The organism is Cytobacillus sp. FSL M8-0252, assembly GCF_038007345.1.
Taxonomy (GTDB): Bacteria; Bacillota; Bacilli; order Bacillales; family Cytobacillaceae; genus Cytobacillus; species Cytobacillus kochii.
The window spans coordinates 556176-582202 of the sequence record NZ_JBBOWZ010000001.1; the positions used below are offsets into that span (position 1 = coordinate 556176).

Annotated in this window: 23 protein-coding genes and 1 pseudogene; 17 read left to right on the forward strand and 7 right to left on the reverse strand. The window is 34.2% G+C overall.

Going from position 1 to position 26027, the window contains the following annotated elements:
- Nucleotides 1-6: 6 nt before the first annotated feature.
- The 4 genes from MKX83_RS02975 to MKX83_RS24585 all read right to left on the reverse strand — a co-directional run bounded on the left by MKX83_RS02975 (nucleotide 7) and on the right by MKX83_RS24585 (nucleotide 2986).
- On the reverse strand, nucleotides 7-1656 hold the full coding sequence (locus tag MKX83_RS02975; protein WP_341053960.1) for a ribonuclease YeeF family protein: 1650 nt from the start codon (nucleotides 1654-1656) through the stop codon (nucleotides 7-9).
- Nucleotides 1657-2135: 479 nt separating this feature from the next.
- Nucleotides 2136-2297 (reverse strand): tyrosine-type recombinase/integrase, encoded by a 162-nt coding sequence (locus MKX83_RS02980; protein WP_341053962.1) that lies wholly within the window; start codon nucleotides 2295-2297, stop codon nucleotides 2136-2138.
- Between the two features lie 188 nt (nucleotides 2298-2485).
- Nucleotides 2486-2614, reverse strand: a complete 129-nt coding sequence (locus tag MKX83_RS24580; RefSeq protein WP_445293148.1) for a hypothetical protein — start codon at nucleotides 2612-2614, stop codon at nucleotides 2486-2488.
- A 276-nt stretch (nucleotides 2615-2890) separates the two neighbouring features.
- Nucleotides 2891-2986 (reverse strand): hypothetical protein, encoded by a 96-nt coding sequence (locus tag MKX83_RS24585; protein ID WP_445293175.1) that lies wholly within the window; start codon nucleotides 2984-2986, stop codon nucleotides 2891-2893.
- Between the two features lie 156 nt (nucleotides 2987-3142).
- On the opposite strand from MKX83_RS24585, the pseudogene MKX83_RS02985 reads away from it, so the two are divergent.
- The 6 genes and pseudogenes from MKX83_RS02985 to MKX83_RS03010 all read left to right on the forward strand — a co-directional run bounded on the left by MKX83_RS02985 (nucleotide 3143) and on the right by MKX83_RS03010 (nucleotide 12642).
- Nucleotides 3143-3616 (forward strand): annotated as a pseudogene (locus MKX83_RS02985) (recombinase family protein).
- A 618-nt stretch (nucleotides 3617-4234) separates the two neighbouring features.
- On the forward strand, nucleotides 4235-6331 hold the full coding sequence (locus MKX83_RS02990) for an AAA family ATPase (RefSeq protein ID WP_341053964.1): 2097 nt from the start codon (nucleotides 4235-4237) through the stop codon (nucleotides 6329-6331).
- Nucleotides 6316-8277, forward strand: a complete 1962-nt coding sequence (locus MKX83_RS02995) for a UvrD-helicase domain-containing protein (protein ID WP_341053966.1) — start codon at nucleotides 6316-6318, stop codon at nucleotides 8275-8277. The genes MKX83_RS02990 and MKX83_RS02995 overlap by 16 nt, the downstream gene beginning before the upstream one ends.
- A 747-nt stretch (nucleotides 8278-9024) precedes the next feature.
- Complete coding sequence (locus tag MKX83_RS03000; protein WP_341053968.1) at nucleotides 9025-10149, forward strand: hypothetical protein; 1125 nt, start codon at nucleotides 9025-9027, stop codon at nucleotides 10147-10149.
- Between the two features lie 1148 nt (nucleotides 10150-11297).
- Nucleotides 11298-11924, forward strand: coding sequence for a hypothetical protein (locus tag MKX83_RS03005; RefSeq protein WP_322910517.1), 627 nt, complete (start codon nucleotides 11298-11300; stop codon nucleotides 11922-11924).
- A gap of 88 nt (nucleotides 11925-12012) precedes the next feature.
- Nucleotides 12013-12642 carry a hypothetical protein gene (locus MKX83_RS03010; RefSeq protein ID WP_341053970.1) on the forward strand — a complete coding sequence of 210 codons (630 nt, stop codon included), beginning with the start codon at nucleotides 12013-12015 and terminating at the stop codon, nucleotides 12640-12642.
- Nucleotides 12643-13087: 445 nt separating this feature from the next.
- On the opposite strand, the gene MKX83_RS03015 is transcribed toward MKX83_RS03010, so the two are convergent.
- The gene (locus tag MKX83_RS03015) at nucleotides 13088-13300 is read right to left on the reverse strand and encodes a hypothetical protein (RefSeq protein WP_341053971.1); all 213 of its coding nucleotides are present in this window, start codon (nucleotides 13298-13300) and stop codon (nucleotides 13088-13090) included.
- Nucleotides 13301-13367: 67 nt separating this feature from the next.
- Complete coding sequence (locus tag MKX83_RS03020) at nucleotides 13368-13676, reverse strand: hypothetical protein (RefSeq protein WP_341053973.1); 309 nt, start codon at nucleotides 13674-13676, stop codon at nucleotides 13368-13370.
- An 829-nt stretch (nucleotides 13677-14505) separates the two neighbouring features.
- Here MKX83_RS03020 and MKX83_RS03025 point away from each other — a divergent pair.
- The 11 genes from MKX83_RS03025 (at nucleotide 14506) to MKX83_RS03075 (ending at nucleotide 25487) form a co-directional block, all read left to right on the forward strand.
- Entirely contained in the window at nucleotides 14506-15858 is a 1353-nt protein-coding gene (locus tag MKX83_RS03025) for an aromatic ring-hydroxylating dioxygenase subunit alpha (protein WP_289432755.1), read from the forward strand.
- Between the two features lie 89 nt (nucleotides 15859-15947).
- Nucleotides 15948-16454, forward strand: coding sequence for an aromatic-ring-hydroxylating dioxygenase subunit beta (locus MKX83_RS03030; protein ID WP_341053975.1), 507 nt, complete (start codon nucleotides 15948-15950; stop codon nucleotides 16452-16454).
- Nucleotides 16455-16648: 194 nt separating this feature from the next.
- The gene (locus tag MKX83_RS03035; RefSeq protein WP_095370776.1) at nucleotides 16649-17008 is read left to right on the forward strand and encodes a non-heme iron oxygenase ferredoxin subunit; all 360 of its coding nucleotides are present in this window, start codon (nucleotides 16649-16651) and stop codon (nucleotides 17006-17008) included.
- A gap of 26 nt (nucleotides 17009-17034) precedes the next feature.
- Complete coding sequence (hcaB, locus tag MKX83_RS03040; RefSeq protein ID WP_341053977.1) at nucleotides 17035-17916, forward strand: 3-(cis-5,6-dihydroxycyclohexa-1,3-dien-1-yl)propanoate dehydrogenase; 882 nt, start codon at nucleotides 17035-17037, stop codon at nucleotides 17914-17916.
- Nucleotides 17917-18126: 210 nt separating this feature from the next.
- Nucleotides 18127-19536: a PucR family transcriptional regulator gene (locus MKX83_RS03045; RefSeq protein WP_340977639.1), complete on the forward strand. Its 1410-nt coding sequence runs from the start codon at nucleotides 18127-18129 to the stop codon at nucleotides 19534-19536.
- 62 nt (nucleotides 19537-19598) lie between these two features.
- On the forward strand, nucleotides 19599-20534 hold the full coding sequence (locus tag MKX83_RS03050) for a DODA-type extradiol aromatic ring-opening family dioxygenase (protein WP_095370774.1): 936 nt from the start codon (nucleotides 19599-19601) through the stop codon (nucleotides 20532-20534).
- Between the two features lie 14 nt (nucleotides 20535-20548).
- The gene (locus tag MKX83_RS03055; RefSeq protein WP_095370773.1) at nucleotides 20549-21403 is read left to right on the forward strand and encodes an alpha/beta fold hydrolase; all 855 of its coding nucleotides are present in this window, start codon (nucleotides 20549-20551) and stop codon (nucleotides 21401-21403) included.
- A gap of 92 nt (nucleotides 21404-21495) precedes the next feature.
- Nucleotides 21496-22287, forward strand: a complete 792-nt coding sequence (locus MKX83_RS03060; protein ID WP_341053981.1) for a 2-keto-4-pentenoate hydratase — start codon at nucleotides 21496-21498, stop codon at nucleotides 22285-22287.
- A gap of 281 nt (nucleotides 22288-22568) precedes the next feature.
- Entirely contained in the window at nucleotides 22569-23441 is an 873-nt protein-coding gene (locus MKX83_RS03065; RefSeq protein WP_095370772.1) for an acyltransferase, read from the forward strand.
- Between the two features lie 86 nt (nucleotides 23442-23527).
- Nucleotides 23528-24151, forward strand: coding sequence for a TetR/AcrR family transcriptional regulator (locus tag MKX83_RS03070; protein ID WP_095370771.1), 624 nt, complete (start codon nucleotides 23528-23530; stop codon nucleotides 24149-24151).
- Nucleotides 24152-24221: 70 nt separating this feature from the next.
- Nucleotides 24222-25487, forward strand: a complete 1266-nt coding sequence (locus tag MKX83_RS03075; RefSeq protein WP_341053984.1) for an MFS transporter — start codon at nucleotides 24222-24224, stop codon at nucleotides 25485-25487.
- Between the two features lie 25 nt (nucleotides 25488-25512).
- Here the strand turns inward: MKX83_RS03075 and MKX83_RS03080 are convergent, their stop codons facing one another.
- Complete coding sequence (locus MKX83_RS03080; protein WP_095370770.1) at nucleotides 25513-25920, reverse strand: NUDIX hydrolase; 408 nt, start codon at nucleotides 25918-25920, stop codon at nucleotides 25513-25515.
- Nucleotides 25921-26027: the final 107 nt, after the last annotated feature.

Consider the following 26027-nt stretch of genomic DNA (forward strand, 5'->3'; position numbering starts at 1 on the left):
TCACCTTTACTTTTGAAATAAATCAGGATATAGCTCCCTATTTTTCTTAATTGTATTTAAAAGTCCTTCCCTGATTTCGGGTGTATATAAACCGTATTTGATGTATATCCTTCTTGCGTCCAATATATCATGTGCGAGAGCATCACGGTAATTTAAGTTTAGGTATTCTTCTAATTTATTTCCACTTAAACCATAAGTATATGTTTCTCTATGTCTTCCACCTTTTCCTGGATGAGGCTGCTCCATATTCATACTTACCCCGTTGCTTCTTTTTACTCCTGCTTCTTTCATTTTGGCAGCAGAGGGCATATGATGAGGTGTGATATTATCAAATGCTGTACCTTGTTTTGCGAGTTCCTTGAATGTTCCCACCTTACCTTCCTTAGGTAAAAGGGGGTTACTTATATTTTTAGTTCCGTATACCTCTTCTGTTACTTTCTTAATCTGTGTTAATGGGTTATTAATAACATTATACGGGACACGAGGGTGAGACAGACCTCCTGCCATAGCTGGAGTCGGTGTGTTAATATTTGATGGAGCTTTTTTAATCCCTTTAACTGCCGTGTCTACTGTTTTAACAATGTTGCCAGCTTTGCTAATACCTTTATCTCCAAGTAGCCCAATACCTAATGTAGTTAATCCATAAGAGAAGAATGCGGATCGACTTTCTGCATCTCCGTTGACTACATCTCTATTCCAAGCATCTTTAATTCCTGACCATATGTATTTAGGCATATCAATTAGTGGTTGTACGCTGGCTTTAGGGTCTTGAATGATTTGATTGATAAACCTATAATGTTCTAATAGTTTTTCCCCGTTACTCAACCGAATTACATTCTGTAAATGGACCGGATTAGTTATCATGGGGATGTTTCGTACCATCCCAAAGGTTGATTTTAATCCCTCCCATACGTCCGTAACAGCATTGGTAGATCCCTCTATAATCCCTTTAGTAATATCATTCAGCATACTTTGTTCCGTAGTTATATCTGTGTTATTCGATAGTTTATTATAAGTATCCTGCCATGTAAGTATCTCAGGTTTATATTGTGAAAGAGTGATTTCTCCGTTTCTGAACATGGATGTCATTTGCTCAATATATTGATTCATTTTTTGTAGATTCTGTTGTAGAGGTTCAAGAGAATCTGTTCCTCGTTGATCAAATTCTTGAAGCTTATCGATTGTTTTATAACTTATATCCTGCGCATGTCTTGTATCTCTGACAAACAATTCTTCCTCTAGGATTGGGAGGGATACAATATCTTGAACCGATTGCATGATGCTATTTGCTTCACTTGTTAATTCCCTTGTGTTTGTATCAGCCCTTCTTAATCCCTGTATCAGTTCATTTTCTAAAAAGGATTGTTGTATAAAACCTGAAGGAGAAGGTTCCAGAGTTTGGAGTGATTGAGACATCTTGTTTAGAGTAGACTCATAGTCATTAATCCAATCTCCCATAAATACTAAAAAGGGAAGGTGGCATTCTTGGTAAAAAAGTCGAATAGCATGACCACCTTTTCCTTTTAAGGCATCTTCAAGAGAGAAAAGGTGGTTTATATCAAGTTGTATATTATGTAGTTGCCCCTTTAGGAGATTAAGGGCTTTAAGTGTATTTTGAATGTCTATATCTAGATCCTTTTTATCTAGTATTTTCAATAATTATCAGCTCCATTATACTTAACTATGATAATACAATTATAAACAAAATTTCCCAAAAACGGAATAATAACTATAATCTTTGATAATACGTGGTAGAAATAAAAAGCTGGATTATTTTGTAATTAAGGTATCCGAGTATCAATATATCCACATGGGTAACACACATCGGAAGGCTACCAACAAGAGTTGATTCTCCAATCATTGTAGATTATAAAACCACCGAAAATACACCGATAGGATTTAATATTACTATTTTTCATATAGGAGGAATCTATATAAAAGTTGATTTAAAGGGGATTTTAACATGTATTTCTTAGGATTTTTAAGGTTGTAGTATGGGCGGCATGATGTAATTTAGCTGATAAGCCCTTTAGTGTTTAAAGCTAGAGTGAGTCAAAATGCTAACATTTTGCTAACAACATGAATTTAGTCGAGGCTTCTCATTAATTGACGAAATTTCTGAGAAGCCTCTTTTTTCATATCTTAGTTACATGAAGATATACTTTTCTTGTTGTATCATCCTCAGAGTGTCCAAGTCTTTCCATAATATCTTCTAATCCTACCTTAGCGTGAGTATGTCGTAGAGAGTGTGGTGTTAACTCTTCATTCAAGTTTATCATTTTTACTAAGCTACGCATCCTATTCTCTATAGTTTTTTATAAATATAGGTTAACCCAGTTTACGTTTCTTTTTAGCAAAAATAAACCCTTCATTGTATTAAGCATTCCCTAATCTTTTAATTACCTTTTTCTTGCTCTTCTTTATGGCTCTTGGGGGCTTCAATAATATCTTCATCTACGCTAATCGTGCGGATGGAATTAATTGTTTATGGTGGAACAAGTTCAAATTGTGCTGTGTTATTTCGAGGATTATTGTAAGTTTTTGTAATGCCTATTGTATAATCCACAAAATCAATATCCCTCCACTTTAGAGAAACAAGCTCACCAACTCGCATTCCGGTATAAGCTAATGTAAGGAGGATCTAGGAGTCTATTTCTAATCCTTTGTTATCGGCAACTTTAGAAAAAGTGCAAGCTCTTCTTTTTGCATGTACTTTGGGATTTCTGGTAGTTCTAATTCCTCAATGATTTTTCTATCTCTTTTAATATACGCAGTTTTGTTGGGTTCTTTTTTATCTTTTCCGTTTCAACTTCCTTCATAAAAATCATTCTTCCAGTAAGGTGAATCCCATCTACGGTATTGTCCGCGTATCCTTTTTCTTTTAAATCCTTTAAAGCTTCTTGATATTTTTCCCTGTGATATCCTTTAATTTCTTATGGACAAAGTAAGGCATAAATTTCCTAATTTCATGTTTTCTTATTCGGATGGTTCCATGTTTTAGGTTCTTTCGGCACTATATATTGTTATCCATTGTTTAGCGTAGTCTTTGAATAAAATGTTTGATTCCTCTATATATAGTCCATTTTTATATTCATACATTTAAAGCTGTACGGGAGGCCAAGATTTACAGTCGCAAGTTGAAATATTAAAGGAGAGGATGTGAAGTTATTTACAGTAAGAGGATTACGGGTACAAAAACGGATCCCCTGGAATTTCAAAAGGTGCTGGCCAATTTAAAAAAGGAGACATGCTAGTTGTTTCAAATCTGGATTGATTTACTCTTTCAGCAGGTGATGCAATACAAATTGTAAGAGAACTATTTGAGCAAGGTATTAAAATACAAATACTTAACATGGGAATAATTGAAAGCACACTGACGGGGAAGCTTATCTTCACAAACATAAGTGGGTTTTCTGAGTTAGAGAGGGATATGATAGTGGAGCGTACACAGGAGGCTAAAGCGATTGCCAGGCAGTGTTTTAATTTTCGTGAGGGAAGACCAAATAAATTCAACAAAGCAGGGATTCAACACACTTTACAATTACTTGAGACACATTTCTACAAGCAGGTGGAAAAGACAGGTATTTCAAAAAGTACATTAATAAGAGCAAAATGAAAAGAAGAAGCGACTAATACTTAATACTGAGTTTATGATTATTAAAGATTAAGATAGTATTACTACACGACGAAACATGTGTTTAACTACTTAATTAAGCGGTGTTTCAAAAAATTGTTGATATGCCTTTTTTGAGTTTTTATCACTATATTTAAATTCTTTATGATTACCTTGATCACCAGACCTATTTAAATTATAAATTCACCAATTACTGTTTGTGTGTAAGGGTAATAAAGCTCTTAATTTTTAATCTAATAAAGTCAAGCCTTTCATTCGCTTAATCGAGTGGAAGGCTATTAGAGTTATTTAATACACAAGTATAGTAGCAATTATGGCCATATTTGATAAAGAATAGAGTTTCTTAATTCGAAAGGATAATATCAAGAAAATGCTCCGATTATAATAATAAAATTATCATATAAAAAGTAATATTTCTTTAATGTATTGTTTTTTGCTGCATGAACGGCTAACGAGTTTTAGTTTAGTAAGAATCAAAAAACTTAATTCTAAACACCTTGCTAAGGAAAAAGTAATTGGACTTTTGTAACGATTAAATGAGTAAAAAGCAGAGTTTTTTGTTATTATTGTTATTAAAGGATTATATTGGGGGTTGTGGAAATGATTGAAATAGAAAAAATAGTTATAAAAAACTATAGAAAATTCTTTTGTGAGACGATAACTCTGGATAATCAAATTACTGCAATTGCGGGTGCAAATAACTCCGGAAAAACCTCTTTAGTGGAACTAATGTCTAATATTTTTATAAAAGAGAAAAGAAATTCAATAAACATTGAAGATATGAATAGTAAATTACGTTTAGAAGATGAAGCAATATTAGAAAAAATTATTAAAGATGACAGTATGGTTAACGAAGAAAAAATTGAAGAGTTACAAAAAATACATAAAAAACTAAATAAAATAACGATTGGTTTAGTAATTAAGTATGATGATGATGATGATCTTGAAAACTTTTCGAGTTATTTGGCAGATGTGGATATAACAAAAAGAAACTTTTATTTCATAATTGAATATGAATACACACCTGTTAAAGAAAAAGATATTATAGATATTTTAAAAGGCGAGGTAGATTTTAAAGAGATATATTCTTACCTGCAATCTAAGATTTATTATTGCGATGAGCATTTTCAAAACAAGGTACAGATTATAGATAAAGCTGATTTTTATAATTTATTTAATTATCATTGTGTGTATGCTGTAAGAAAGTTAGCAGATACATCGGAAGAGAAACAAAACTTTTTAAGCAAACATTTACTTAAAACGGTTAAAAATAATCACAATTGGAAAGAAAATTTAAAAACCTTAATCAAAAGCATTAATACATTATTGAATCAGCAAAATTTATCAAAAGAGATTGATACAATAACACTCCAACATGTAAAATCAACTCTTGTCAGCTTTTCAAAAACAAATGGGGGTAACACTGGAAAGCTAGGAATTGATTTTAGATTGGAAAATAAAGACATAGAAAAGGTATTACTTGATTTTATACATATTTACTTTGAACAAGACGAAGGGGTAAGAATAAAAGAACAAAAACAAGGTCTTGGATACAGTAATCTAATTTATTTATTATTAGAAGGACAGATTTTTAGTGAGAAAATAGATGCTAAAAAAGTGAATTTATTGGTATTTGAAGAACCTGAAGCACATCTTCACCCTCAAATGGAAAATATTTTTATTAGGTATGTAAGTGTTATTAATAAAACAGCAGAAATAGTAGCGGAAGTGGTGGAAGCAGCAGCAGAAGTAATGGAAGCAGCAGCAGCAGAAGCAGCAGCAACAGTAGAAGTAGAAGTAACAGAAGCAAAAGTAATGGAAGAGAACAGTGTTCCTTTCCAAATGTTAATTACAACTCATTCAAGTGAGATGACGAAAATAATTGGTTTAAATAATATACGTGTTTTAAGATCAAACGGACATGCTGAATCAAAAGTATATGACTTGCACAGTTTTATGAATTCGCCTGGTATAGACAGGAATTTTTATGAAAAATTCTTCCAGTTCAATATGGTTGAAATGGTCTTTGCTGATAAATTAATTTTATTTGAAGGAGATGCGGAAAGATTATTGTTTAAATATCTTATCTCTAATATGAAAGAGTATGAAAATCTTTCTTCGCAATATATATCGTATATCCAGGTAGGGGGAGCATATGCACATAAGTATTTGGAGCTGATAAATTTTTTAGAGATTAAAACATTAATATTTACTGATATAGACTATGAATATAATAAAGAAGATATTCAGAAGGAAACAGACTTAGTCCTTGAAGAAGTTATAAAGCGAGAGACGTCTAATGAAACAATAAAAAAAATTGTAGGAGAATTCATTATTTCTGAAATTTTTAAAAAATCCAAGGAAAAAAAGGGGGAATTTTTGTCAAATAATAAAGTCTGTTTAAAATTTCAAACAGATACTGATGGTTATGCACGTACTTTAGAAGATGCATTATTACATAAACTTTTAGATTTCGAAACAGTGTTTTCAAAGATTACTAAAAAAGACTTCCAATTAATAATTGAAGATAAGCAGTTATTATTATCTAATACTAATAAAGCAGAAACATCTTTAAGGGACAGGATTGATAAATTAAACAATAAAACGGATTCTATGTACGCCTTAATTGAATCCGGAAATATAAACAATGCAATCCCAAATTATATTGAGGAGGGATTAGATTGGCTGAAGGATTAAATATTACTGAACAGTTTACTTTAGTTAATGCACCTGCTGGAAGTGGGAAAACTACTGCAGTATCCAAAAGTATAAGAAAACTCCTAATGACTCCTAGCAAAAAAATATTATGTATAACATACACTAATAGAGCAGCTAAACAGTTAAGTGAGAAAATTATAAGTGAACGAGTAGAAATAAGTACTATACATTCATTTATTGGAAATTTCATGAAGGCTTTTTTTAAGCTAAAGCCCATAATAGAGTACTTTGTTGAATTTTTCGAAGAGAATATATGTACAATTCTAGAAAGTAAGGATGAAAAAGAAGTAGTTAAGTTAAAAAGATACAAAGAAAAAAATAACTTAGAAGAGAACTTTACAATCACAAAACAAACAATTATAGAAAATATTAATTATATAGAGTATGGAGAGACACAATTTACTTCTTTTCTCTATGGTAAGTTGTCCCATGATGATTTATTAATATTTTCGAAGGCAGTATTCGAAAAGTTTCCTAAATTAAATAAATCTATTTCTCAAAGATTTTCATATATTTTTATTGATGAATATCAAGATACACATTCAGAAGTTTTGGAGTTGTTTTACAATTCATGTTTAGATAGTGAAACAAAATTAGTTATATTAGGAGATGAAATGCAACAAATCTATAAAGATCGGGTTGAAGATTTTCAAGAAATAATTAATCATAGTTTCGTGAGAGAATATTCTTTGAAAAATAATTGGCGCTCGCAAGGAAATATTGTCAGGGTACTAAATAATATATATTATGATTCTTTATACCAGCAAAACCCTCAAAAAGTTGCAGAAGGGAAACCTAAGATACACATAGTAGAAGATTTAAGTAATATAAGAATACATCAGGATGCCTTGCAGCTAGTTTTGTATAATAGTGATCTATTTAAAGCAATAGGGGCATATAATTTATATCGTGCATACAATGAACGATATAAATTACACGATAAATATAATTCTAAAGAGATTTTGTTAAATTTGACGATGGATAATCCTGATGATTTAATGGTTCTTTTAAATTTTATTATGGAAGTAAGTGATTTATTCGATAATCAACAATTTGGACCATTAATCCAAAAAATAACAAACTTTAAGTTTGCAAATAAAGAACTATGGAATATTAAAAATCATTCAGACAAAATAAAAGTTGCATACCATCTGAGTGAATTGAGTAAAGAAACTAAAAGAGATATAACCTTGGAAAAATTATTAAGTTTTATGCGTGAAAATGAAATTATTGATACTTTGCATATTGATATGGTTATTAGTCATATTGATGAAGATTTAGAATTTAAAAATAAAATTTATTCGGTAAAGTTCAATGAGTTTGTAAATTGTTATAAAGAAATGAAAAATCCTAAATTTTCAACTCAACACGCAGTTAAAGGGGAAGGTTATGATTATGTTGCTTTAAAGGTTTCTGATGGTACAAGTAATCCAAATGTCAAAATGTATTTTTTCTTAGAGTTATTTTCTAAAAATTTGTTTAATTATCAAGAATTAACATTTATAAATAAAGAAATAAGAAGGCATATCAAATCCTTTAGTTATTCTACAGGAAAAAAAGTTTCAGAATTAAAAGCTGCTGATTATAAACAGTATGAGCAACAATGTACGTCATGTTTTTTTAATATGAAAAGTTCTCTTATGCAAAATAAGCGATTATATGAAGAGTTTTTTGGCAAGGAGTTTTCCGCGTTTGAGGATAAATCAAACGTTACAAACTTTATAAAATGTATTAGAACAGTAAACAGAGTTGATGGAGCGTTATTGGCATATAAACTATTTTATGTTGGATGTTCTCGAGCGAAAAAACAACTAGATGTATATGTTACACACAAAAGTATTCATGGTTTTAAAGAAGAATTTATTTCTACAATGGAAAATATATTTTTTGAGGTTGAATTTGTTGATAACGGAAGTAATGTATAAATTGGATATTATTTTTTATGATTAATCAGCTGAATTTGAAGTAACCTTCAAAAATATACATTATAAAAAGGACGAAAGCAAGGTCATTCTTCTCATTTTTTCTTGTAGCTTTTTCAAAGTTATTTAACTTATTTAAAAACACATTACACTGCAGCAATTGATATATCTGTTATTAAAGAGTACTTCATTAACTTATTTAATCCATTTAAATACTTAAAAATAACTCAACAATTTTGAAGGATAGAGTTCGTGGGTTCTAACCCAGTAGGAATCATACCAGTACAGAAGTCTGACTGCCCTGTTTTTCAAGGAAGTCAGGCTTTTTTACTTGATGATACGTATTCGTTAAAGATATTACACTTATTAGCTCCCTTAAGCCTGCTGTAACACCAATTCATGAGATGCTGTTAAAGATGTTAAGCATAAAACGTTATGGGCGGTATGGTATGATATAACGAATCCCTTAGTATATTAGGGATTGATGGATGATTTAAATATTAAAGTCCGGAAAAAGTGACCGAAACCTTATTAAAAGGAAGCTTTCATTAGAATTTTCTTAATGGAAGCTTCTTTTTGATTTAAACAAAATCAGTGGTATTGGTCTACTTACAGTACTATAATCGATATTGTAAACTAATAATAAAAAATTAATTTTTCTTTAACCTTTGTTAAAGCACCAATAAGTTTAAGTGGGGTGCGGAAACGATTCGAGGAATGATTGACTTTGAAAGGGAAAGAGGTGTACATATGTCAATCAAAGACAAGGTAATAGTGGAGAACCCGGTGCTATGGGACAACTTTAAAAAATGTACAGCTGACATAACTGAAGCAATATTGGAAGAAAATATTGGTGGAAAAATGTATTCGTATAAAGTTAAGCATCTTAGTGTTGAATATATAGAACCTTATATGATTTTTATTATTTTTTGTAAATTAAAGGGATTTGACTATAGTTATAAAGAAAGCGATAAAACCCTATATGACATTTCGTTTAGATATCAGAATTATTATTGTGTATTCTCATACGAAAAACTTGGACTTATTTTAACCACTGAGATACAAGAAGAGAATGTAATTGATGAATTGTTTAAAAAACTAAGTAGTGCAGGTAGAATAACCAATTTATTACTAAAATCAGTAATTGAGGAAGCCATTAATGATGGTAATTTCACATTAGAAAACAATTCAGGTTTATTACGACAGAGATATTTATATTTTAGAGAAAAGGTAAAAGAACTAAAACCTATTAGCCATGAACTAATGAGTCTACGTGATATAGAGAAACATAAAGAAGTAATTTTCAATACCCAATCTATGTTAGATGCCTATTTTAGCTTCCATGAAAACATTTTAATTTTATTACTACCCTTTAAAAAGTTTAATAAGAGTTTAGAAAAAATTACTGATTTACATTCAGCTAACTGGACAAAAAAATATAATCGTATATTTAATCCACATGATAATCCTGTATATATGCATTGGTTTGATAAATTAAAATATTTGAAGGAATTAAGAAATAAATATGCTCATGGAGGGTTTGAAAAGAAAAAAGGTTCTTTTTATCCCCATATTGAGGGTGTTGGAGTAATTCCTGTTCAACCTTCAGAAAGTGATAGAGGGATATACTCTATACTACCAGTTAATGATATTGACTTTGATGAGATATGTAAAATAATAGATGAATATGAAAGTTTTCTATTTGGGTCAGATTGGAAACGGCCATTAGCTATTTTAAAAAGCGGGCTAGACATTAGATATGACGATGAATATATTAAACGTCTTACAGAAGCTATAAAATCAGAGGAAAACCTTGAACTTTTCTTAACATATGAATTTAAATTGTTTGATCATGAAGTAAACATGGATTGGTGAATTCTTGAATAAAACAGTAATAACGAATAATAGTGGGACACAATATCAAGAAAATTGGCGTATCTTCATTTAGTGTTACTTCGAAATTTTAAAAAACCAAAAAAATATTTGAGAGTTATTTAAAGTTACACATTTAAAGAAGTTCTCTAAGGTTAGAGACTTCTAGTACGTATAAGCTTGAGCAATATATCTAAAAAATTTCAAAAGGTATAGGCATTCATTATTTAATTTAAGCGAATGGTTTGAGTGTGATGAATTTGCAATCAATTATTTAAAAAAGAGGCTGTATAAGAGAGACTTAAAATTTACAGAGTTCTTTCAGTACAGTATTGATGAAAAAAATTCAGAGAATAGTAATGAATAAATATTATTATTTGGTATCCGAAAAGCGACCGAGTTGGTAATGTTTTGAGTAAACCTATTTATATTTTTTATTGTTATTAAGATAATAAGGATTTTAACTGAAATTAGAAGGTATTTTAAATGTTAATAAATTAACAGCATGATGTAATTTTCCCGCTTCCCCCCTTTTTATATAAGTATTTGTAATTAGATTATGTTGCAACGATAACTTTAAAAATCGAGGCTTCTCAAAAGTTCATGAACTTTTAGAGGCTTCTTTTTTTTTCTTGTTGATCTTTTAACCTTTGTATCCCCTTTTTTTAGCAACAATAATTTTCCTAAGTTTTTAGCGATTATTAACAACAGGTTAAGCTAATCTTTTTCAAGTTATTTTAAATTTCTTTCCTTAAGTACCCTTCTTAATGATGTAACACTCCATTGGTTTTCTCCGGGCAATCCCGTGAAGAAAAATTGGTATTTTCGTTATTTAATAATCGTTATATCCATAATTCGATAAAGTGCAAAACTAACCTCTGCAAGAAGTGAGGTATGCTTATGGCGTAAAAGCTGAGTTGCGATCTTTATACTAAGGTTCGTTTTTATAGAATAATGTAAAAACTGTAAATTTTATTAATGAAATGCTGATAAGTAATATAAAGGCTTCTGAATATGCAGCTTAATATGTACAAAATAATAAATTGAGTGCAAAAATGCCAATAAATACATGGATAATCTAAAAGTGGATATTAGTATAATAGAATAGCATTATTGCATTAGTTATTAGAGAGAGATAGGGGGAAATATTTATGAAAAAATTAAGCTGTTTACTTGTACTATTGGTGATTTTCCTTGTTGCCTGTTCGAATGAATCAGCAGAAGGTGAAAAATCAACAGATCAAAAGCAAGAAGAAAAAGAAGGAGCAGTAAACGTCGATAAAGGTCTCTTAAATGTGGAATTAACACTACCAGCTTCTTTTTTTGAAGGAGAAGATATAGACACAGTTATTGCTGAAGCTAAAAAAGAGGGAGTAAGTGAAGTCACAAAAAATGAAGATGGATCTCTCACTTATAAAATGCCTAAATCTGAACACAAAAAAATGATGACAGAAATGGGAACATCTATCACAGATTCAATAGAAGAGATGAAAAGTAGCGAAGATTATGTCTCAATCAAGGATGTTACTCATAATAAATCATTCACAGAGTTTACTTTATTGGTAGATAAAGAATCTTATGAAAATAGCATGGATGGATTTGCTATATTTGGTTTAGGTTTACAAGGTTCTATGTATCAAATGTTTAATGGAGCGAATCCAGAAGATTATAAGGTAACGGTATCTGTGAAAGATGAAGTAACAGAAGAGGTTTTCGATGAAGTTATTTATCCTGATGCTTTAGAAGAAATGGGAGAAACAGAAGAAGGAACAGAGTAGAACCCTGGCCTTAAGTCAGGTTCGTTTTTTATGTTTTATGGAATAGGGTGTGGAATAGGGTGTTTTTCATTCAAGAGGAGGAAGAAATTTGAACAACAGTTTCAAACTACTTATTTTAGGATTAATAATGGTCGTTTTTCTCGCGGCCTGTGGGCAGGATACAAAAGGTACAGAAGTGAACGAAGAGAATCAACAAGGTGAAACTGCACAACCAGAAGAAGTAGAGAAAGAAGAAGAGTCAAAATCAAAACTTGGTTCACGAACAAATCCTGTACCTTTCCAGAAAACGGCTACAGTAGATGATGAGTTGTATGATGATGAAGGTAATACGTACGCAATTAAATTTGATTTAACAGTAAAAGATGTTATTCGCGGGGATGAAGCCTACCAAAAATTAAAATCCATGAATGAGTACAATGAAGAGGCTCCAGAAGGATATGAATGGGTATTAGCCGAAACGAAAGTGAAATTTGTTGAATCTGAAACAGAAGACTTATCCTTCTATATTGATGGGATCATGAACTTTGAAATGGTAAGTGAGAGCGGAGATATTTATAGTGGGGATGTTTATGGAACAACGGAACCGGATTTTAGCTTCGAGATGTATGTGGGGAACGAAAAAGAAGGTTATATATCTGGTTTAGTGAAAACAGGAGAAAATGCGCAACTTCGCTATGAAGAAATGTTAGGCGGACAGGTTTTCTTTAATTTACAGTAACTTAAAGTAGGGAAAATTGGATAAATAATTAGAGGTTATCGGGCGTTGTACAAACAGCTTGGAGACCTCTTTTTATTTTACAAGGTATAATTTATTTCCACAGGTAAACTAGGATTAAATATATTCGGTGCTATTGAGAAGGGCTTTTGTTAATGTGGAAGATAAGGTTTTAGGGGGGCAGTTTTAAATTTAAATTAAATCGTCCTTGTTAAAACACAGAAGCATCCTTTTTAATCTCTAGGAGGCTTCTGAAGTAGTAATAATTATTTTTGTTTTCTTTGTAATCCAAGTACAACTAAATATCCTGTTACGACAATAATAATACCTCGCAGGAAATTACCTAAAATAAGTCCTATTGAACCACTGTCTTGGTTTTCTACAAATCTACTTAGATAGTAAAATACTATGGTTGCAATAATAAAGTAAATTAAATACCCTAAATATCTCATTTTGTTATATCAATCCATCCGTTATTTTTATACCAATCTCTTCCATCAATAAATGTAGCTATTGCTGTCCCAGGATCGCCATAGTTTAATGCAAATCCAATAGCAGAACCGATTACTGTTGCAATAGCAACTCCTCTTATTGATTTAATCTTAAGTTTTTTAGCCTGGGCTGTAGCAACTCTAGAAAGCCCTTCTTTAGCTTTCTTCATACCCTTCTTTTTAATGTAATTTTAAGTGCTGATATACCTCCGCCAACCTACCCCAGCTATTGCTAAGTTAAAGGCTGCCCCCGTAACATATATACCAACAGCAACTTTTCCTTTTTCTTTTTTGCTCATAAACAGTATCTGCACCAAAAAGGACATTTTTCACTGTAGAGACAAAATCAATTTTTTCACCTTCTAATACTTCTGCATAATTCTCTTCTAACTGGATTTGAGTCGCTTCTAAATCATTAAATGTTTCAGAATTTCCATCAAAGAGACCTATTAGTGCCTCTTCTAATAGGTCTACTTCTTCTGTTCCAGAAATGGCTGCTGTTTCTTTAGCGAGTACTATGAATTTGTTTTTTTCATTCGCGTCCATTTTGGATATATCTAATTCATCAACAGTTGCTTCAAAATCAAAATTATCATTTAAAATCTCTTCATTAAATTTTTCTGAACCTTCTCCTGTATACAGTACTAAAACTTCAAGTTCATTATCACTTAACTTATCTAAATCTTCAAATGTTATATTTCAAGCGTTCCCTTATTAGAGAAAAAATCATCTTCAAAATTTCTTGATGGGTTGGTACGGCGTAAGATAGAAGTGGTTCTGAAACGGTTGAAAAGAAAAGAATAAGAATTTAGGTAATATTAATTTAATATTAATCCCTTTTTTAGTATTTAATTACATGTAAATATACATATTCCAACTATGGATCTGACAATAAAAATTTGAATATTATTCCAAATTAAAAGTTTTCATAATATGTAGAACTTAATTTACTGTACTTTTAATAGATTTATATGTGAGTATTTTGTAGTCTTTCAATATTTTTAATTTTATTCCCTCCTTAAAGCAATATATTGCTACTTCATTTTTAATGGCTTTGATATTCCTAGGAATTTCTTTTACCCTCGAGATTATGTTTGATATTTCGATAAGCTTCCACATCAATATTTGAGATGAACTTCTCTTATCACATACATAAAAAAATGGTGCTTTTAATAATAACCCTTTATAATCCTACAACAACTCTTCGTTATATATCATCAAATGGGATTTTCTGTATAAAATTATATACAAAACATTCAGAAAACACAGTCATAAAAAGCAATTGTTGTTGTATTTTTTCGTTGGAAAAGATTTTAAACTTAGTTTAAGAAAGCGATTTCATTTAGGAGTTTAATGGAAAGGGTGGTTCTAGTTTATGAGTTTTAATAATGGAAATTGGACATCAGAATCGATTCATTCACTAGTGGATGCAGAGCAGGGGAAAATCGATCCACGTATTTATACGGATCAGGAGTTATATGAGTTGGAATTGGAGCGGGTTTTTGGTCGCTCGTGGTTGCTTCTTGGTCATGAGAGTCATGTGCCTAAGAAGGGAGATTATTTAACTACTTATATGGGAGAAGATCCTGTTGTGATGGTACGTCAGAGGGATGGCAGTATTAAGGTGTTTCATAATCAGTGTCGACATCGGGGGATGAGGATTTGCCGGGCTGATTGTGGGAATGCGAAGGCGTTCACTTGTACGTATCATGGTTGGGCATATGACACAGCTGGCAAATTAGTGAATGTGCCATTTGAAGAAGAGGCGTTTCCTTCTGATTTTAAGAAAGAAGATTGGGGGCCGTTGCAGGCGCGTGTGGAGATATATAAAGGATTAGTATTTGCCAATTGGGACCCAGAGGCACCGGATTTGTTGACATATTTAAGTGATGCCACACCATATATGGATACGATGCTGGACCGCTCTGAGGCAGGTACAGAGGTTATTGGTACGATGCAAAAGTGGGTGATTCCTTGTAATTGGAAGTTTGCGGCAGAGCAATTTGCAGGTGATATGTACCATGCGGCTACAACTTCTCATTTGGCAGCAGTAGTAGCAGGGTTGCCGGAAGATCAAGATTTGTCTGTTTTTCAACCACATATGAAAGGTCACCAGTTTCTTTCTGAATGGGGCGGTCATGGTTGTGGATTCTATCTTGATACAGCAAGAGGTTCGGTGCGTGTCGGTCCATTAGTAGATAAGTATTATAGTGAAGGTCCGGCATTTGAAAAGGCAAAAGAGCGATTAGAATCTAAAATGCCTTATCACAGAATGGGTGCAAGTCATATGACAATCTTCCCGAACTGTTCATTCCTTCCTTATGGAATGAATACTGTCCGCACATGGCATCCAAAAGGTCCGAATCAAATTGAAGTCTGGGCATTTGTCATTGTTGATAAAGATGCACCGCAGGAAATTAAGGATGAACTGGCTAGACAAAATGTCCGCACATTCAGTGCCGGTGGTGTATATGAGCAAGATGATGGAGAGAACTGGGTGGAGATTCAAAACGCTCTTCGTGGCTATAAGTCAAAAACAGCTCCACTAGCTATGCAAATGGGGTTAAATGTACAAGGGAAAAATAATCCGGAATTTCCTGGTCAAACATCCTATGTATTTTCAGAAGATGTGGCGAGAGGGTTTTATTCTCATTGGGTCCGTATGATGTCTGAGTCAAGTTGGGATACATTGAGACCGCAGCCGGCCACAACCGCAACTGTTAAGTGAGTAGTGTTTAGTCAAACAAAGGAGGGTGAAAGAGGATGGAAGTAAAAGAGCTGGTTAAGCCGTTTAAATGGGCAGACAGTAGCCCAAGTTTGGAACTGCAGCATGAAATTGAACAGTTTTATTACAAGGAAGCACAGCTACTAGACCATTCGGAGTTTGAGGCGTGGTTAGGGTTAATGGATAAAGATATTCATTATTGGATGCCGATTCGCATGAACCGTTTAGGTAGAGAAATGGCTCAGGAGTATACGGCTATAGGACAAGGTGGGCATTACGACGATACTTATGAAACGATGCGCGGACGTATTCGGGCAAGAGTATCTGGGGTGAACTGGGCAGAGAATCCAGTATCGCGCACAAGGCATCTCATTTCGAATGTGATGATTAATGAGACGGAGGAGCCGAACACGTATGAAGTCGTGTCATCCTTTATCGTGTTTCGTAATCGTTCTGAAAATCAGGCAGATATATTTCCAGGAGAGCGCAGGGATGTGCTGAGACGTTCAGAGGGAGGATTGGGTTTTAAAATAGCCCGCCGCACGATTTTAATCGATCAGAGTACACTTTTGTCAAATAACTTATCTGTCTTTTTTTGACATATAAGAAAGTGTAAAATTTTTTAGTGGGTTTTCAGATCTAGCTCCAGGCGCCATCGGCTCTATGGCCTAAGCCAATCCGCAGGAAAGGTTAAGGAACAACCTTTCCGCCGACTCATCTTATGCTTGTCGGCGATTACGGGCGCCTTGCGCTTTTCTAAAAACATGATTAACAAGGAAAGGGGATGTATGGAATGAAATATACAAAGGTTTGCACCTTGTCTGATTTACCAGATGATGAGGGATTAAAAGTAGTGGAAGGGGATACGGCAGTAGCAGTGTTTAATGTGAATGGTAAAGTACTTGCCACACAGGATCGCTGTTCTCATGCCAAATGGTCACTGTCCGAGGGTGGTTATTTAGATGGAGATGTCATCGTTTGTTCACTGCATATGGGGAAGTTTTGCGCTCATACGGGGGCAGTAAAGATGGCTCCACCTTGGAAACCTTTGAAGAAATATCCGGTAAAGGTTGAGGGGGAGGATGTATTTGTGGCATTTGAGGATGGTTACTTTGAAGCAGAACAAAGTAAGAGCAAAGTAATGGATGGTTGACTTATTTTCACGAGTGGGGAGCTACAATGATGAAATTGACAAATGAAGTGGCCTTTATCACAGGCGGAGCGTCCGGTGTTGGCCGGGCGATTGTAGAACGTTTCGTGTCTGAAGGTGCGAAGGTAGCAATATTTGATAAGTCAGTGGATCGTCTAAAAGAGCTTGAGCAGACATTTGGGAATGATGTCATGGGCATTGTTGGAGATGTTCGACAGCTGAGTGATTTGAAGTCAGCGGTCAATCAGTGTAGCGAACATTTTGGCAAAATTGACACCCTCATTGCAAATGTAGGCATTTGGGATTACAATATGGCACTTGTCGATCTTCCAGAAGATAAATTAGATCAAGCATTTGATGAATTATTTCATGTCAATGTGAAGGGATATTTATTAGCAGCTAAAGCCTGTCTTCCACAACTGGCTGAAACTAGAGGGAATATGATCTTTACTGTTTCCAATGCTGGGTTTTATACAAATGGTGGAGGACCGCTTTACACTTCCACAAAACATGCGGTGGTTGGGTTAATCCGCCAGTTGGCCTTTGAGTTGGCTCCTTATGTTCGTGTGAATGGAATTGCGATTGGCGGTGCCATGACAGATTTAAGAGGACCTGCTTCATTAGAAATGGATAGCCGCTCTGTCACAAGCATGTATAAGGAATGGTATGAGGACGAAGATTTGGAAGCAGGTAAAGAGAATATCGCAGCAGCATCTCCAGTCGGCCGTATTTTGCAAGGAGAAGATTATGCAGGTTCTTATGTGTTTTTTGCCTCTCGAGATGACAATATTCCCGCTACAGGCACTGTATTGAATTTTGATGGGGGTTGGGGAATACGCGGGATTCGTAGAAAAACAGGTAGTGAGGGTCTGTTGGAGAAATTAAAGGTTAAAGCTTTTGAAGGATTATAAATGAACGTTCGAGTAAGCGGATCATTGGTGGGCTCAGAGCAATAGAAACCCCAACTTAGCTAAGTTATTTGACTATAGTGTTTTACCTGTTTTGCTTAGGCTCACTAGTCATTAATCGACAGATACTTCCAAAAGAAGTAGAATAATTGTAAAATACTAATTTTTCGGGTAACTAATTCAACTAGTAACTTTCTTAAGTGGGTGAGTATATTGCAAAATAAGGTTCATTATCCTGAAGCTTTAGAGGCATTTGTACAAATGTCTTCAAATTTTGGCAACTTTAACTACACGGAGAAGGAATTCGAATCAGGATTGCCACAAATGCTTTTGAATTGCTTAGATAGAGTGTTAACAGAAAAAAATCATTTACAAGCTGCTGTAGATTTTAATAATGAAGCCATTGGACACTTCCTAAATGGTGTTGGCGAAGCACGATTGGCTGATGTATGTTATCAACTTACCAATAATCCTATTATTCTTGAAGATTTAGGATTTAATTACCTATATTCAGTCGGGTTAGATGCAGAACTGGCTAAACAATATAGTAATCAATTAAAGACCATTGTGAAAAACAATCAGAATAAAGCTATGCAGACGAAATTGAATGAACTGATAGACAATCAGCAAGTAGTCGAAATGGAGCAATCTAATCAACATAAGAGATTAATAGCACCGATGATTTCAAAGGGGAAGGTGGTAGGATATTGCTCCTTTATTAAGCCTTCTTTTACTGAACTCGATTGGTTGAAAATGAAACAAATGCATTTGGTTGGGTCAGTAAGTAACTACAATAAGGAGTCCATTTTAGATACAGAGCTTAGGTTAAACATTAAAGGTGGACTGTTAGAAGACATGATTCATAATCGTCTAAATCCTGTCGTGTTGTTCAAAAGGGCAAGACATATTGGCGTAGATTTAGGGAAAGAGTATCAATTTCTCGTTTTAAAAGTGGATGCAGATTTTTATCCGAGTGAAAAGGAACCAATTGGTGCAATGAATCTGATTGAAGTTTTCTCAAGATATTTTATGGAACGTAATCTGAATATTCTCATATCAGAGGGTGCACAAAACATTGCCGCTTTGTTACCTATAGATATGTTCTCGAAGCATTTTATAAACGTCGATGAATTTATACGGAAATTACTTCATTTTCTTAAAGAGAAATATCCTCAAAATCCTTTTAAAATAGGCATAAGTTCAAAAGCAACATCGCTTGAAGATATTCCTATTCTATACAATGAAGCACTCATTTCATTGAATGTGAATAATCAACAAAAAGACATCATGTACTTCGATGATTTGGGTGCTGTAGGAATATTATTTCGTACAGGCAAAAATGAAGATATCCGACATTTCTGTAACAAGATGTTGTCAAAGTTAGTTGAGTACGATCGCGGGAAAGAATCAGAACTTACCAAAACATTATACATCTATATTAAAAATGGACAAAATATGTGTAAAACAGCAAAAATCATGAATTTATCACTAGGTGGTTTACGTTATCGTATACAAAAAATCGGAAAAATTTTAGAAGCAGATATTAATGATCTCCAAACAAGTAGTCAGCTTTTCTTAGCATTGCAGGCAAGCATTATTTTAGGAGATCTACATTTTGAATAATCATTGGCGGGTTGATATGTGCCTGCCGTGATATGAACAGTAAAACATAAGAGGTGGGAGTTATGGCTGAAATAGTAGCAGGAGTAGCAATGTCACATAGCCCAATGATCATGACAAATGAAGCTGGCGGTGGTGAAAAAGGACAACGCTTTCTAAATACCGTTACTGAGATGAAACAATGGCTTAAGGATATGGGGACAGATGTGATTGTGCTTATATCTGATGATCACTTTAATAGTTACTTTTATGATCACATGCCCTCCTTCACGATTGGAGTTGATCGCTGTGAAGGATGGGGAGATTGGGAAATTCCTGAATATCAAATTCCAGTCGAGAAAGAGTTAGCGAAGCATGTACTTGATACAGGATTGGGTAATAATGTAGACTTTGCTTTTTCCATGAGAATGAAAGTGGATCATGGTCATACGCAAGCAGTCCACTTTTTAAACGATGATTTAAATATTCCAGTTGTGCCGATTGCGGTGAATACAGCTGCCCCTCCACTTCCGACAATGGATCGGTGCTTCCAAGTCGGAGAAGTGGTTCGTAAGGCAATTGAAACATGGGAAAGTGATAAAAAAGTAGCGATTGTGGCATCAGGCGGCATTTCTCATTGGGTGCCGATTCCGAAGATTGATAGTGAAAAACCTGAGGATCAAGAGCTAATTAAAGTTCTGACAAATGGTCGTCAGCAGATTGAAGAGCTGGATGAATATTTAAACACGCGTAAAACACGTGTGACAAGTTTGAAATCTGGACCGGTCAATGAAGAGTGGGATCGTAAATTTTTACGAAACATTAGAGAGAAAGATTATCAGGCACTTAGACAATGGTCTCCAGATTATATAGAAGAAAATGGGGGAAATGGCGGCCAGGAGATACATAATTGGCTTGTGCTGCTTGGAATTTTGCAAGAGTTTGAACCAGAGGTTGCCTGTTATGAACCCATCCCTGAGTGGGTGACAGGAATGGGTGTTGTTAAGTTCCATAAAGTATAAAGGAGGATGTTCAGATGACAATTTGGAATGATTTAGCCGATTTAGCTTTTAAAAATTATTATGTCGATGCCAATGGAATAAGAACGAGAGTGCTAGAAGCAGGAACTGGTGAACCACTTATTTTGCTTCATGGTACAGGTGGTCATATAGAAGCCTATGCTCGGAATATTAGAGGATTAAGTGAGCACTTCCGCGTCATTTGTATTGATATGCTTGGGCATGGATACACGGAGAAGCCTAACCACCCATATGGAATTGATAGCTATAGTGATCATCTATTAGGAGTGATTCAAGCTTTAGATTTGAGGGAAGTCTATTTATCTGGTGAATCCCTAGGCGGATGGGTTGCAGCCTGGTTTGCAGCCCATCACCCTGGCATTGCTAAAGCTTTAGTATTAAATACGCCTGGAAATGTGAATAACAAAGCTGAAGTGATGAAAAAACTGAAGGAATCTACCGTTAAGGCGGTGCTAGAAGCAAACTATGAAAATGTGAAAACGCGGCTTGAATGGCTAATGTATGATAAGAGTCAAGTGACGGATGAACTGATAGAGGCACGATACAACATCTATACCCAACCATCCTATCAAAAGGCAGTTGATCATATTGTCGCCTTACAAGAAATAGAATTTAGACAAAAATATAGCTGGGACCCCTCTTGGTGTGGAAAGATTGATGTGCCAACCTTATTAGCATGGACCGACCATGACCCAACTTCAACTGTTGAGGAAGCTATGCCGATTCAAGAGATGATACCCGGAAGTGAATTAATCGTTATTAACGACGCGGGCCATTGGCCGCAATGGGAAAAGGTTGATGCGTTCAATAAGGTCATTATTGACTTTTTTAGCAAAATACCTGTGAAGTAAGTTTGTTTTGTCTTACCTGACTTTGATAGTACAAGTGTAAAAATGTACTATCAAAGTTTTTTTGATATTCACAAGAAAGGGAGTTTAATCATTTGAGTAATCAAAAGACGATTAGTATACAGCAAATATACGAGCATTTACTTCATGCTGAACAAACGAAAACAGCGATTAAGCCACTAACTAATCAATATCCTAACCTAACTATTCACGATGCATATCAAGTCCAACTAAGAGCAATTGAACAGAAAGTGAAAGACGGTCATAAAGTTGTTGGTAAAAAGATTGGTTTAACATCCTTTGCGATGCAAGAACTTTTAGGAGTCGATCAACCTGATTACGGTCACTTATTAGATAGTATGAGCATACCCAACAAGGGATCAATCGATATCGATTCACTTTTCCAACCAAAAGTTGAAGGGGAAATTGCATTTGTACTTAATAAGGATTTAAAAGGCTCACATGTGACAGCCGAGGAAGTTTTATCCGCAACTGAATATATTATTCCTTCATTAGAAATTGTAGATAGCCGTATTCACAATTGGGAAATCAAATTAGAAGACACTGTTGCTGATAATGCATCTTGTGGGCTTTATGTATTAGGAGATGAGAAATTTAATGTTAGTGGTTTGGAGCTAAATAAAATCGAAATGAGCCTTTATAAAAATGGTGAATTATCGAATAAGGGAACAGGTGCAGATGTCTTAGGCCATCCAGCTGCATGTGTAGCATGGTTAGCGAATAAGTTATTTGAATATGATGTTGTTTTAAAAGCGGGAGAAGTAATTTTATCAGGTGCCTTATCCGCAGCAGTCGTTGCGCAAAAAGGAGATGTGTTTACTGCGGAATTCAGTAAGCTAGGAAAGGTGGAAATTGTTTTTCGTTAAAGGTACATACAAATAATCTATTATGCACCCTTATGAAGTATCAGTCTGATTACTCCATAAGGGTTTTTGCACTTTAATAGAATGGATATGGTTCTTTTGTTCATAATAAAGGAATAAATAACCATTTTAGGTTACGTTTTATACGTGATTATTACAGGTGATGTAAAAATTAAAGTATCTTAAATACAAAGTCGTTAAGTTAGGATTAAAATGCGTATGATGAATAGATTCTTTTGTATAATAAATGCGTTTTAATGCTAATAAAAGTAGGTGTGTAAATAATGGAAACCATCACAGATATATTTAAAAAACCAACTTCAAATAATGAAATTCAATTAATAGGGATGAAAGAAGAGGAAATTGCATTTGATCATTCGAAGGTGAAGTTTGTCGGAGAGGGCAATACATTAATTGTTGAACGTGGCGCCAAATTTAAAAATACGAATATTCATTTTAATGGCAATCATTCAGTTGTCATTATTGGTAAATCCAATCGACGTGCGACATTTAATGTTTCAGTATGGAATAATAGTGCCTTCTTTATTGGGCGCAATTATTCTTTTAATGGGAGTGCTAGATTTATTCTTTCAGAGCAAAAGAATCTTTTCATTGGTCATGATAATATGTTTTCCACAGGTGTGGTTGTAAGGTTAGCAGATCCACATTTGATTTATGATGCAGCAACGAAAAAGCGCATCAATCCAACTAAAAGCGTTTATTTAGGTGATCATATTTGGATTGGACAAGATGTGATGATATTAAAAGGTGTTAATATTGGGTCTGGTTCTATTCTTGGAGCAAAATCACTTGTGACAAAATCATTACCATCCAATGTGTCAGCAGCGGGAAGTCCGGCTCGAATTGTGCGCAATGATGTGTTTTGGGCTCGCCCATCTGTACATGCGTATACAGAAAATGAAACGGAAGCCGCAGAGCAATTTGCCGATGATCGGTTCATTTATAGCGAAGATGGAAGTATAAAGGAACCTATGAAGGTTATTGAAAAGCAATTAATTGATGCTGCTAACTGTGATGAGAAAGTAAATATCTTATTGCCTTACTTAGAAAATACTCCTAAAAATCGCTTTTATACTCCTGTGAAATCGAAACAGAAAGAGCCATTACTTAAAGGGATATTTTCAAAAGGAGAATAATTACTTCACATAAGTTGGTAATTGGTATAATATAATTATAAAATAATTGATGATTGATTAATCAATCATTTCAAGAAGGTGTTCAAATGCCATTATCGGAAAAACAAATTCAAAATATGGAGCTCCGGAAAAAGAAGATTTTAGAAGCGGCTATGGGGTTATTTGCGACTGAAGGGTATGAGGGTACGACAATTAAGAAGGTTTCTGTTGCTGCTAATGTTAGTTTTGGTAGTGTGTTTACTTATTTTAAAGATAAGGAAGCATTGTTTTATACCGTTGTTGTTGAACCATTAACAGAATTGAAGGAGCGCGTTTTATTTTTTGATGAGACGTCTGCTGATCCTTTATTGGAAACAAAACAGATGTTAAGAGAGCATTTTAGAGCATTTGCAGAAATGAATCGTTATTTGCAATTGGTTGTACAAGTTGTGGGACAGCATGAACGGTATGCTGATGTGTTTAAGGAATTAGATGAGTTCCATGATGTATTTCGTGGGAAGGTCGGGAAATTGGTACAAAACGGGCAGCAAATAGGGGTGTTTAAGAAACAAGATCCGCTTATTGTTGCTACATTGTATACGAGTCTCTTAATAGGCGTTCGTTTAAATTCAACTGATAATCGCTATAGTGATGTGTGGGAACAATATGCTGTCACTGCACTAAATCTTTTTGCACCAACTGAAAAAGTAACAGATAAAGGACTTTCTTAGTTTAGGGAAGTCTTCTCATTCGCTTCAATAATGATTGATTAATCAATCATTAAAAAGAGGAGGAATATGTATGAAAAATCTGCACCCAGCCATCCGTATTAGATTACTGTTACAATTCATTTCATCTATTTCAACAATGGCGATTTTACCTTATATCATTATTTATTTTGCTGAAGAAGTTGGGAAGGCCGTGACAGGTGTTCTATTTCTATGTGTGATGTTGGCAAGTGTTTTAGGCTCCTTATTAGGTGGATTTACTTCAGACAGAGTAGGGAGAAGGAAGGTAATATTGCTTGCAGAACTGTTTGTATTTATAGGGTATATAGGTGCTGCAGTTGCCAATACATCCGTTGGTGCCTATCCTTACATCACTTTTCTATTTTTTATGATCATTCAATTTAGCACAGGTGTCGTCAATCCAGCCTATCAAGCATTAATCATTGATGTGAGTTCCCCTGAAGAAAGAAAAATCATTTACACTTATGCCTATTGGGTTCGAAATTTAGGGATTGCTATTGGTAGTATGGTCGGCGCTTTCTTCTTTTTTTCCCACCTTGTCTTATTACTCCTTAGTGCAGCTCTTGTGTCCTTCCTTTCTATTTTGATGACAAAGGTGTTTATTAAAGAAACCTATCAACCTAACGTGCAGCGACAAAAAAGTAGTCAAACGATTCAAGTGTATAAAGAGTATTTAAATATATTAAAGCATAAATTTTTTATCATATTTATTCTTGCTAGTGTATTAATTGTAGCTGTGGAGGAACAATTAACGAATTATATTGGTATTCGTTTAAAAGAACAGCTCCCAAATCCAATACAAATCATTACCGCCATTCCTATGGAAGTAGATGGTGTGAATCTACTAGGATTTTTGAAGGCAGAAAATACTTTACTTGTTGTTGCGCTTACGTTCGTTGTTATCACAGTCATAAAAAAGTGGAAGGAACGTGTGACATTTTTGGTTGGACTTTTGCTATTTTTCACCGGTTATACAGTTCTTAGCTTTACAACCATTCCCATGCTGCTTATTGTTGCTATGTTCCTCGCATCAATTGGTGAGATGATGTATATCCCGATGCAGCAGACCTTGCTCGCTAATAGTGTGCCTGATCATGCGAGAAGTACTTACATGTCGCTGTATGGTGTTTCAATTTTCTTAGGTGTCAGTGCTGCAGGTGTCGTTGTCATTGTAAGTGAATGGGTTCCGCCTCTTGTTATTACTGGTGCAATTGGTCTAATGGGCGGGGTGAGTTTTATTTTGTTTGCGCGGTTAGTAAGCATAGCAAAGGAACAAGAAGAAACAAATATAACTAACCTAAAATCAGTCTCTAGATAGTAGGTTAGGTTAAAACGCAATATGTTTAAAAATCGACAAAAAAAGGGTGCCTACCTTCATCCAAACAATACTCGACCCGTTGCCTGTAGTTTTGCCATTCAATCATTTGTAATGCCTGGTCAATAGGGAAGTAGCCAACTGCTAAGCTTTCTGAGCTTGTGGTTAGTTCTCCGCCGGTAGGTTTGGCAAGGAATAAGGTGTTACAGATGGATTTTTCTACGTTTTGGAAGATGCCACAGAAGCGTAGGATCTCTACGTCGATTCCAGATTCTTCTTTTGTTTCGCGGATGGCTGCCTCTGTGATGGATTCACCTTCTTCTACTTGTCCACCAGGCATTTCCCAACCTCTTAGTGGCCCTTTTATGAGTAGGATTTCATTATGATCGTTTAAAACAATCGTTGCTGCTGAGACAATATGTTTAGGTGTAGCCATAAAATCTCCCCTTGTATTTTTTAGATAATTTATTCCATATTATCATGAATGGATGAGATTTTTTCTAAAAGTTAAATCTATTAAAACATTTCAGCTTTACCTTACTA

Excerpts from the sequence above, each read along its gene's own strand:
- MKX83_RS02980 (WP_341053962.1), bottom strand. The coding sequence starts at position 2,297 with ATGCGTAGCTTAGTAAAAATGATAAACTTGAATGAAGAGTTAACACCA.
- MKX83_RS24580 (WP_445293148.1), bottom strand. The coding sequence starts at position 2,614 with ATGCGAGTTGGTGAGCTTGTTTCTCTAAAGTGGAGGGATATTGATTTT.
- MKX83_RS02990 (WP_341053964.1), top strand. The coding sequence starts at position 4,235 with ATGATTGAAATAGAAAAAATAGTTATAAAAAACTATAGAAAATTCTTT.
- MKX83_RS03000 (WP_341053968.1), top strand. The coding sequence starts at position 9,025 with ATGTCAATCAAAGACAAGGTAATAGTGGAGAACCCGGTGCTATGGGAC.
- MKX83_RS03005 (WP_322910517.1), top strand. The coding sequence starts at position 11,298 with ATGAAAAAATTAAGCTGTTTACTTGTACTATTGGTGATTTTCCTTGTT.
- MKX83_RS03015 (WP_341053971.1), bottom strand. The coding sequence starts at position 13,300 with ATGAAGAAAGCTAAAGAAGGGCTTTCTAGAGTTGCTACAGCCCAGGCT.
- MKX83_RS03020 (WP_341053973.1), bottom strand. The coding sequence starts at position 13,676 with ATGGACGCGAATGAAAAAAACAAATTCATAGTACTCGCTAAAGAAACA.
- MKX83_RS03025 (WP_289432755.1), top strand. The coding sequence starts at position 14,506 with ATGAGTTTTAATAATGGAAATTGGACATCAGAATCGATTCATTCACTA.
- MKX83_RS03035 (WP_095370776.1), top strand. The coding sequence starts at position 16,649 with ATGAAATATACAAAGGTTTGCACCTTGTCTGATTTACCAGATGATGAG.
- hcaB (WP_341053977.1), top strand. The coding sequence starts at position 17,035 with ATGATGAAATTGACAAATGAAGTGGCCTTTATCACAGGCGGAGCGTCC.
- MKX83_RS03050 (WP_095370774.1), top strand. The coding sequence starts at position 19,599 with ATGGCTGAAATAGTAGCAGGAGTAGCAATGTCACATAGCCCAATGATC.
- MKX83_RS03055 (WP_095370773.1), top strand. The coding sequence starts at position 20,549 with ATGACAATTTGGAATGATTTAGCCGATTTAGCTTTTAAAAATTATTAT.
- MKX83_RS03065 (WP_095370772.1), top strand. The coding sequence starts at position 22,569 with ATGGAAACCATCACAGATATATTTAAAAAACCAACTTCAAATAATGAA.
- MKX83_RS03070 (WP_095370771.1), top strand. The coding sequence starts at position 23,528 with ATGCCATTATCGGAAAAACAAATTCAAAATATGGAGCTCCGGAAAAAG.
- MKX83_RS03075 (WP_341053984.1), top strand. The coding sequence starts at position 24,222 with ATGAAAAATCTGCACCCAGCCATCCGTATTAGATTACTGTTACAATTC.
- MKX83_RS03080 (WP_095370770.1), bottom strand. The coding sequence starts at position 25,920 with ATGGCTACACCTAAACATATTGTCTCAGCAGCAACGATTGTTTTAAAC.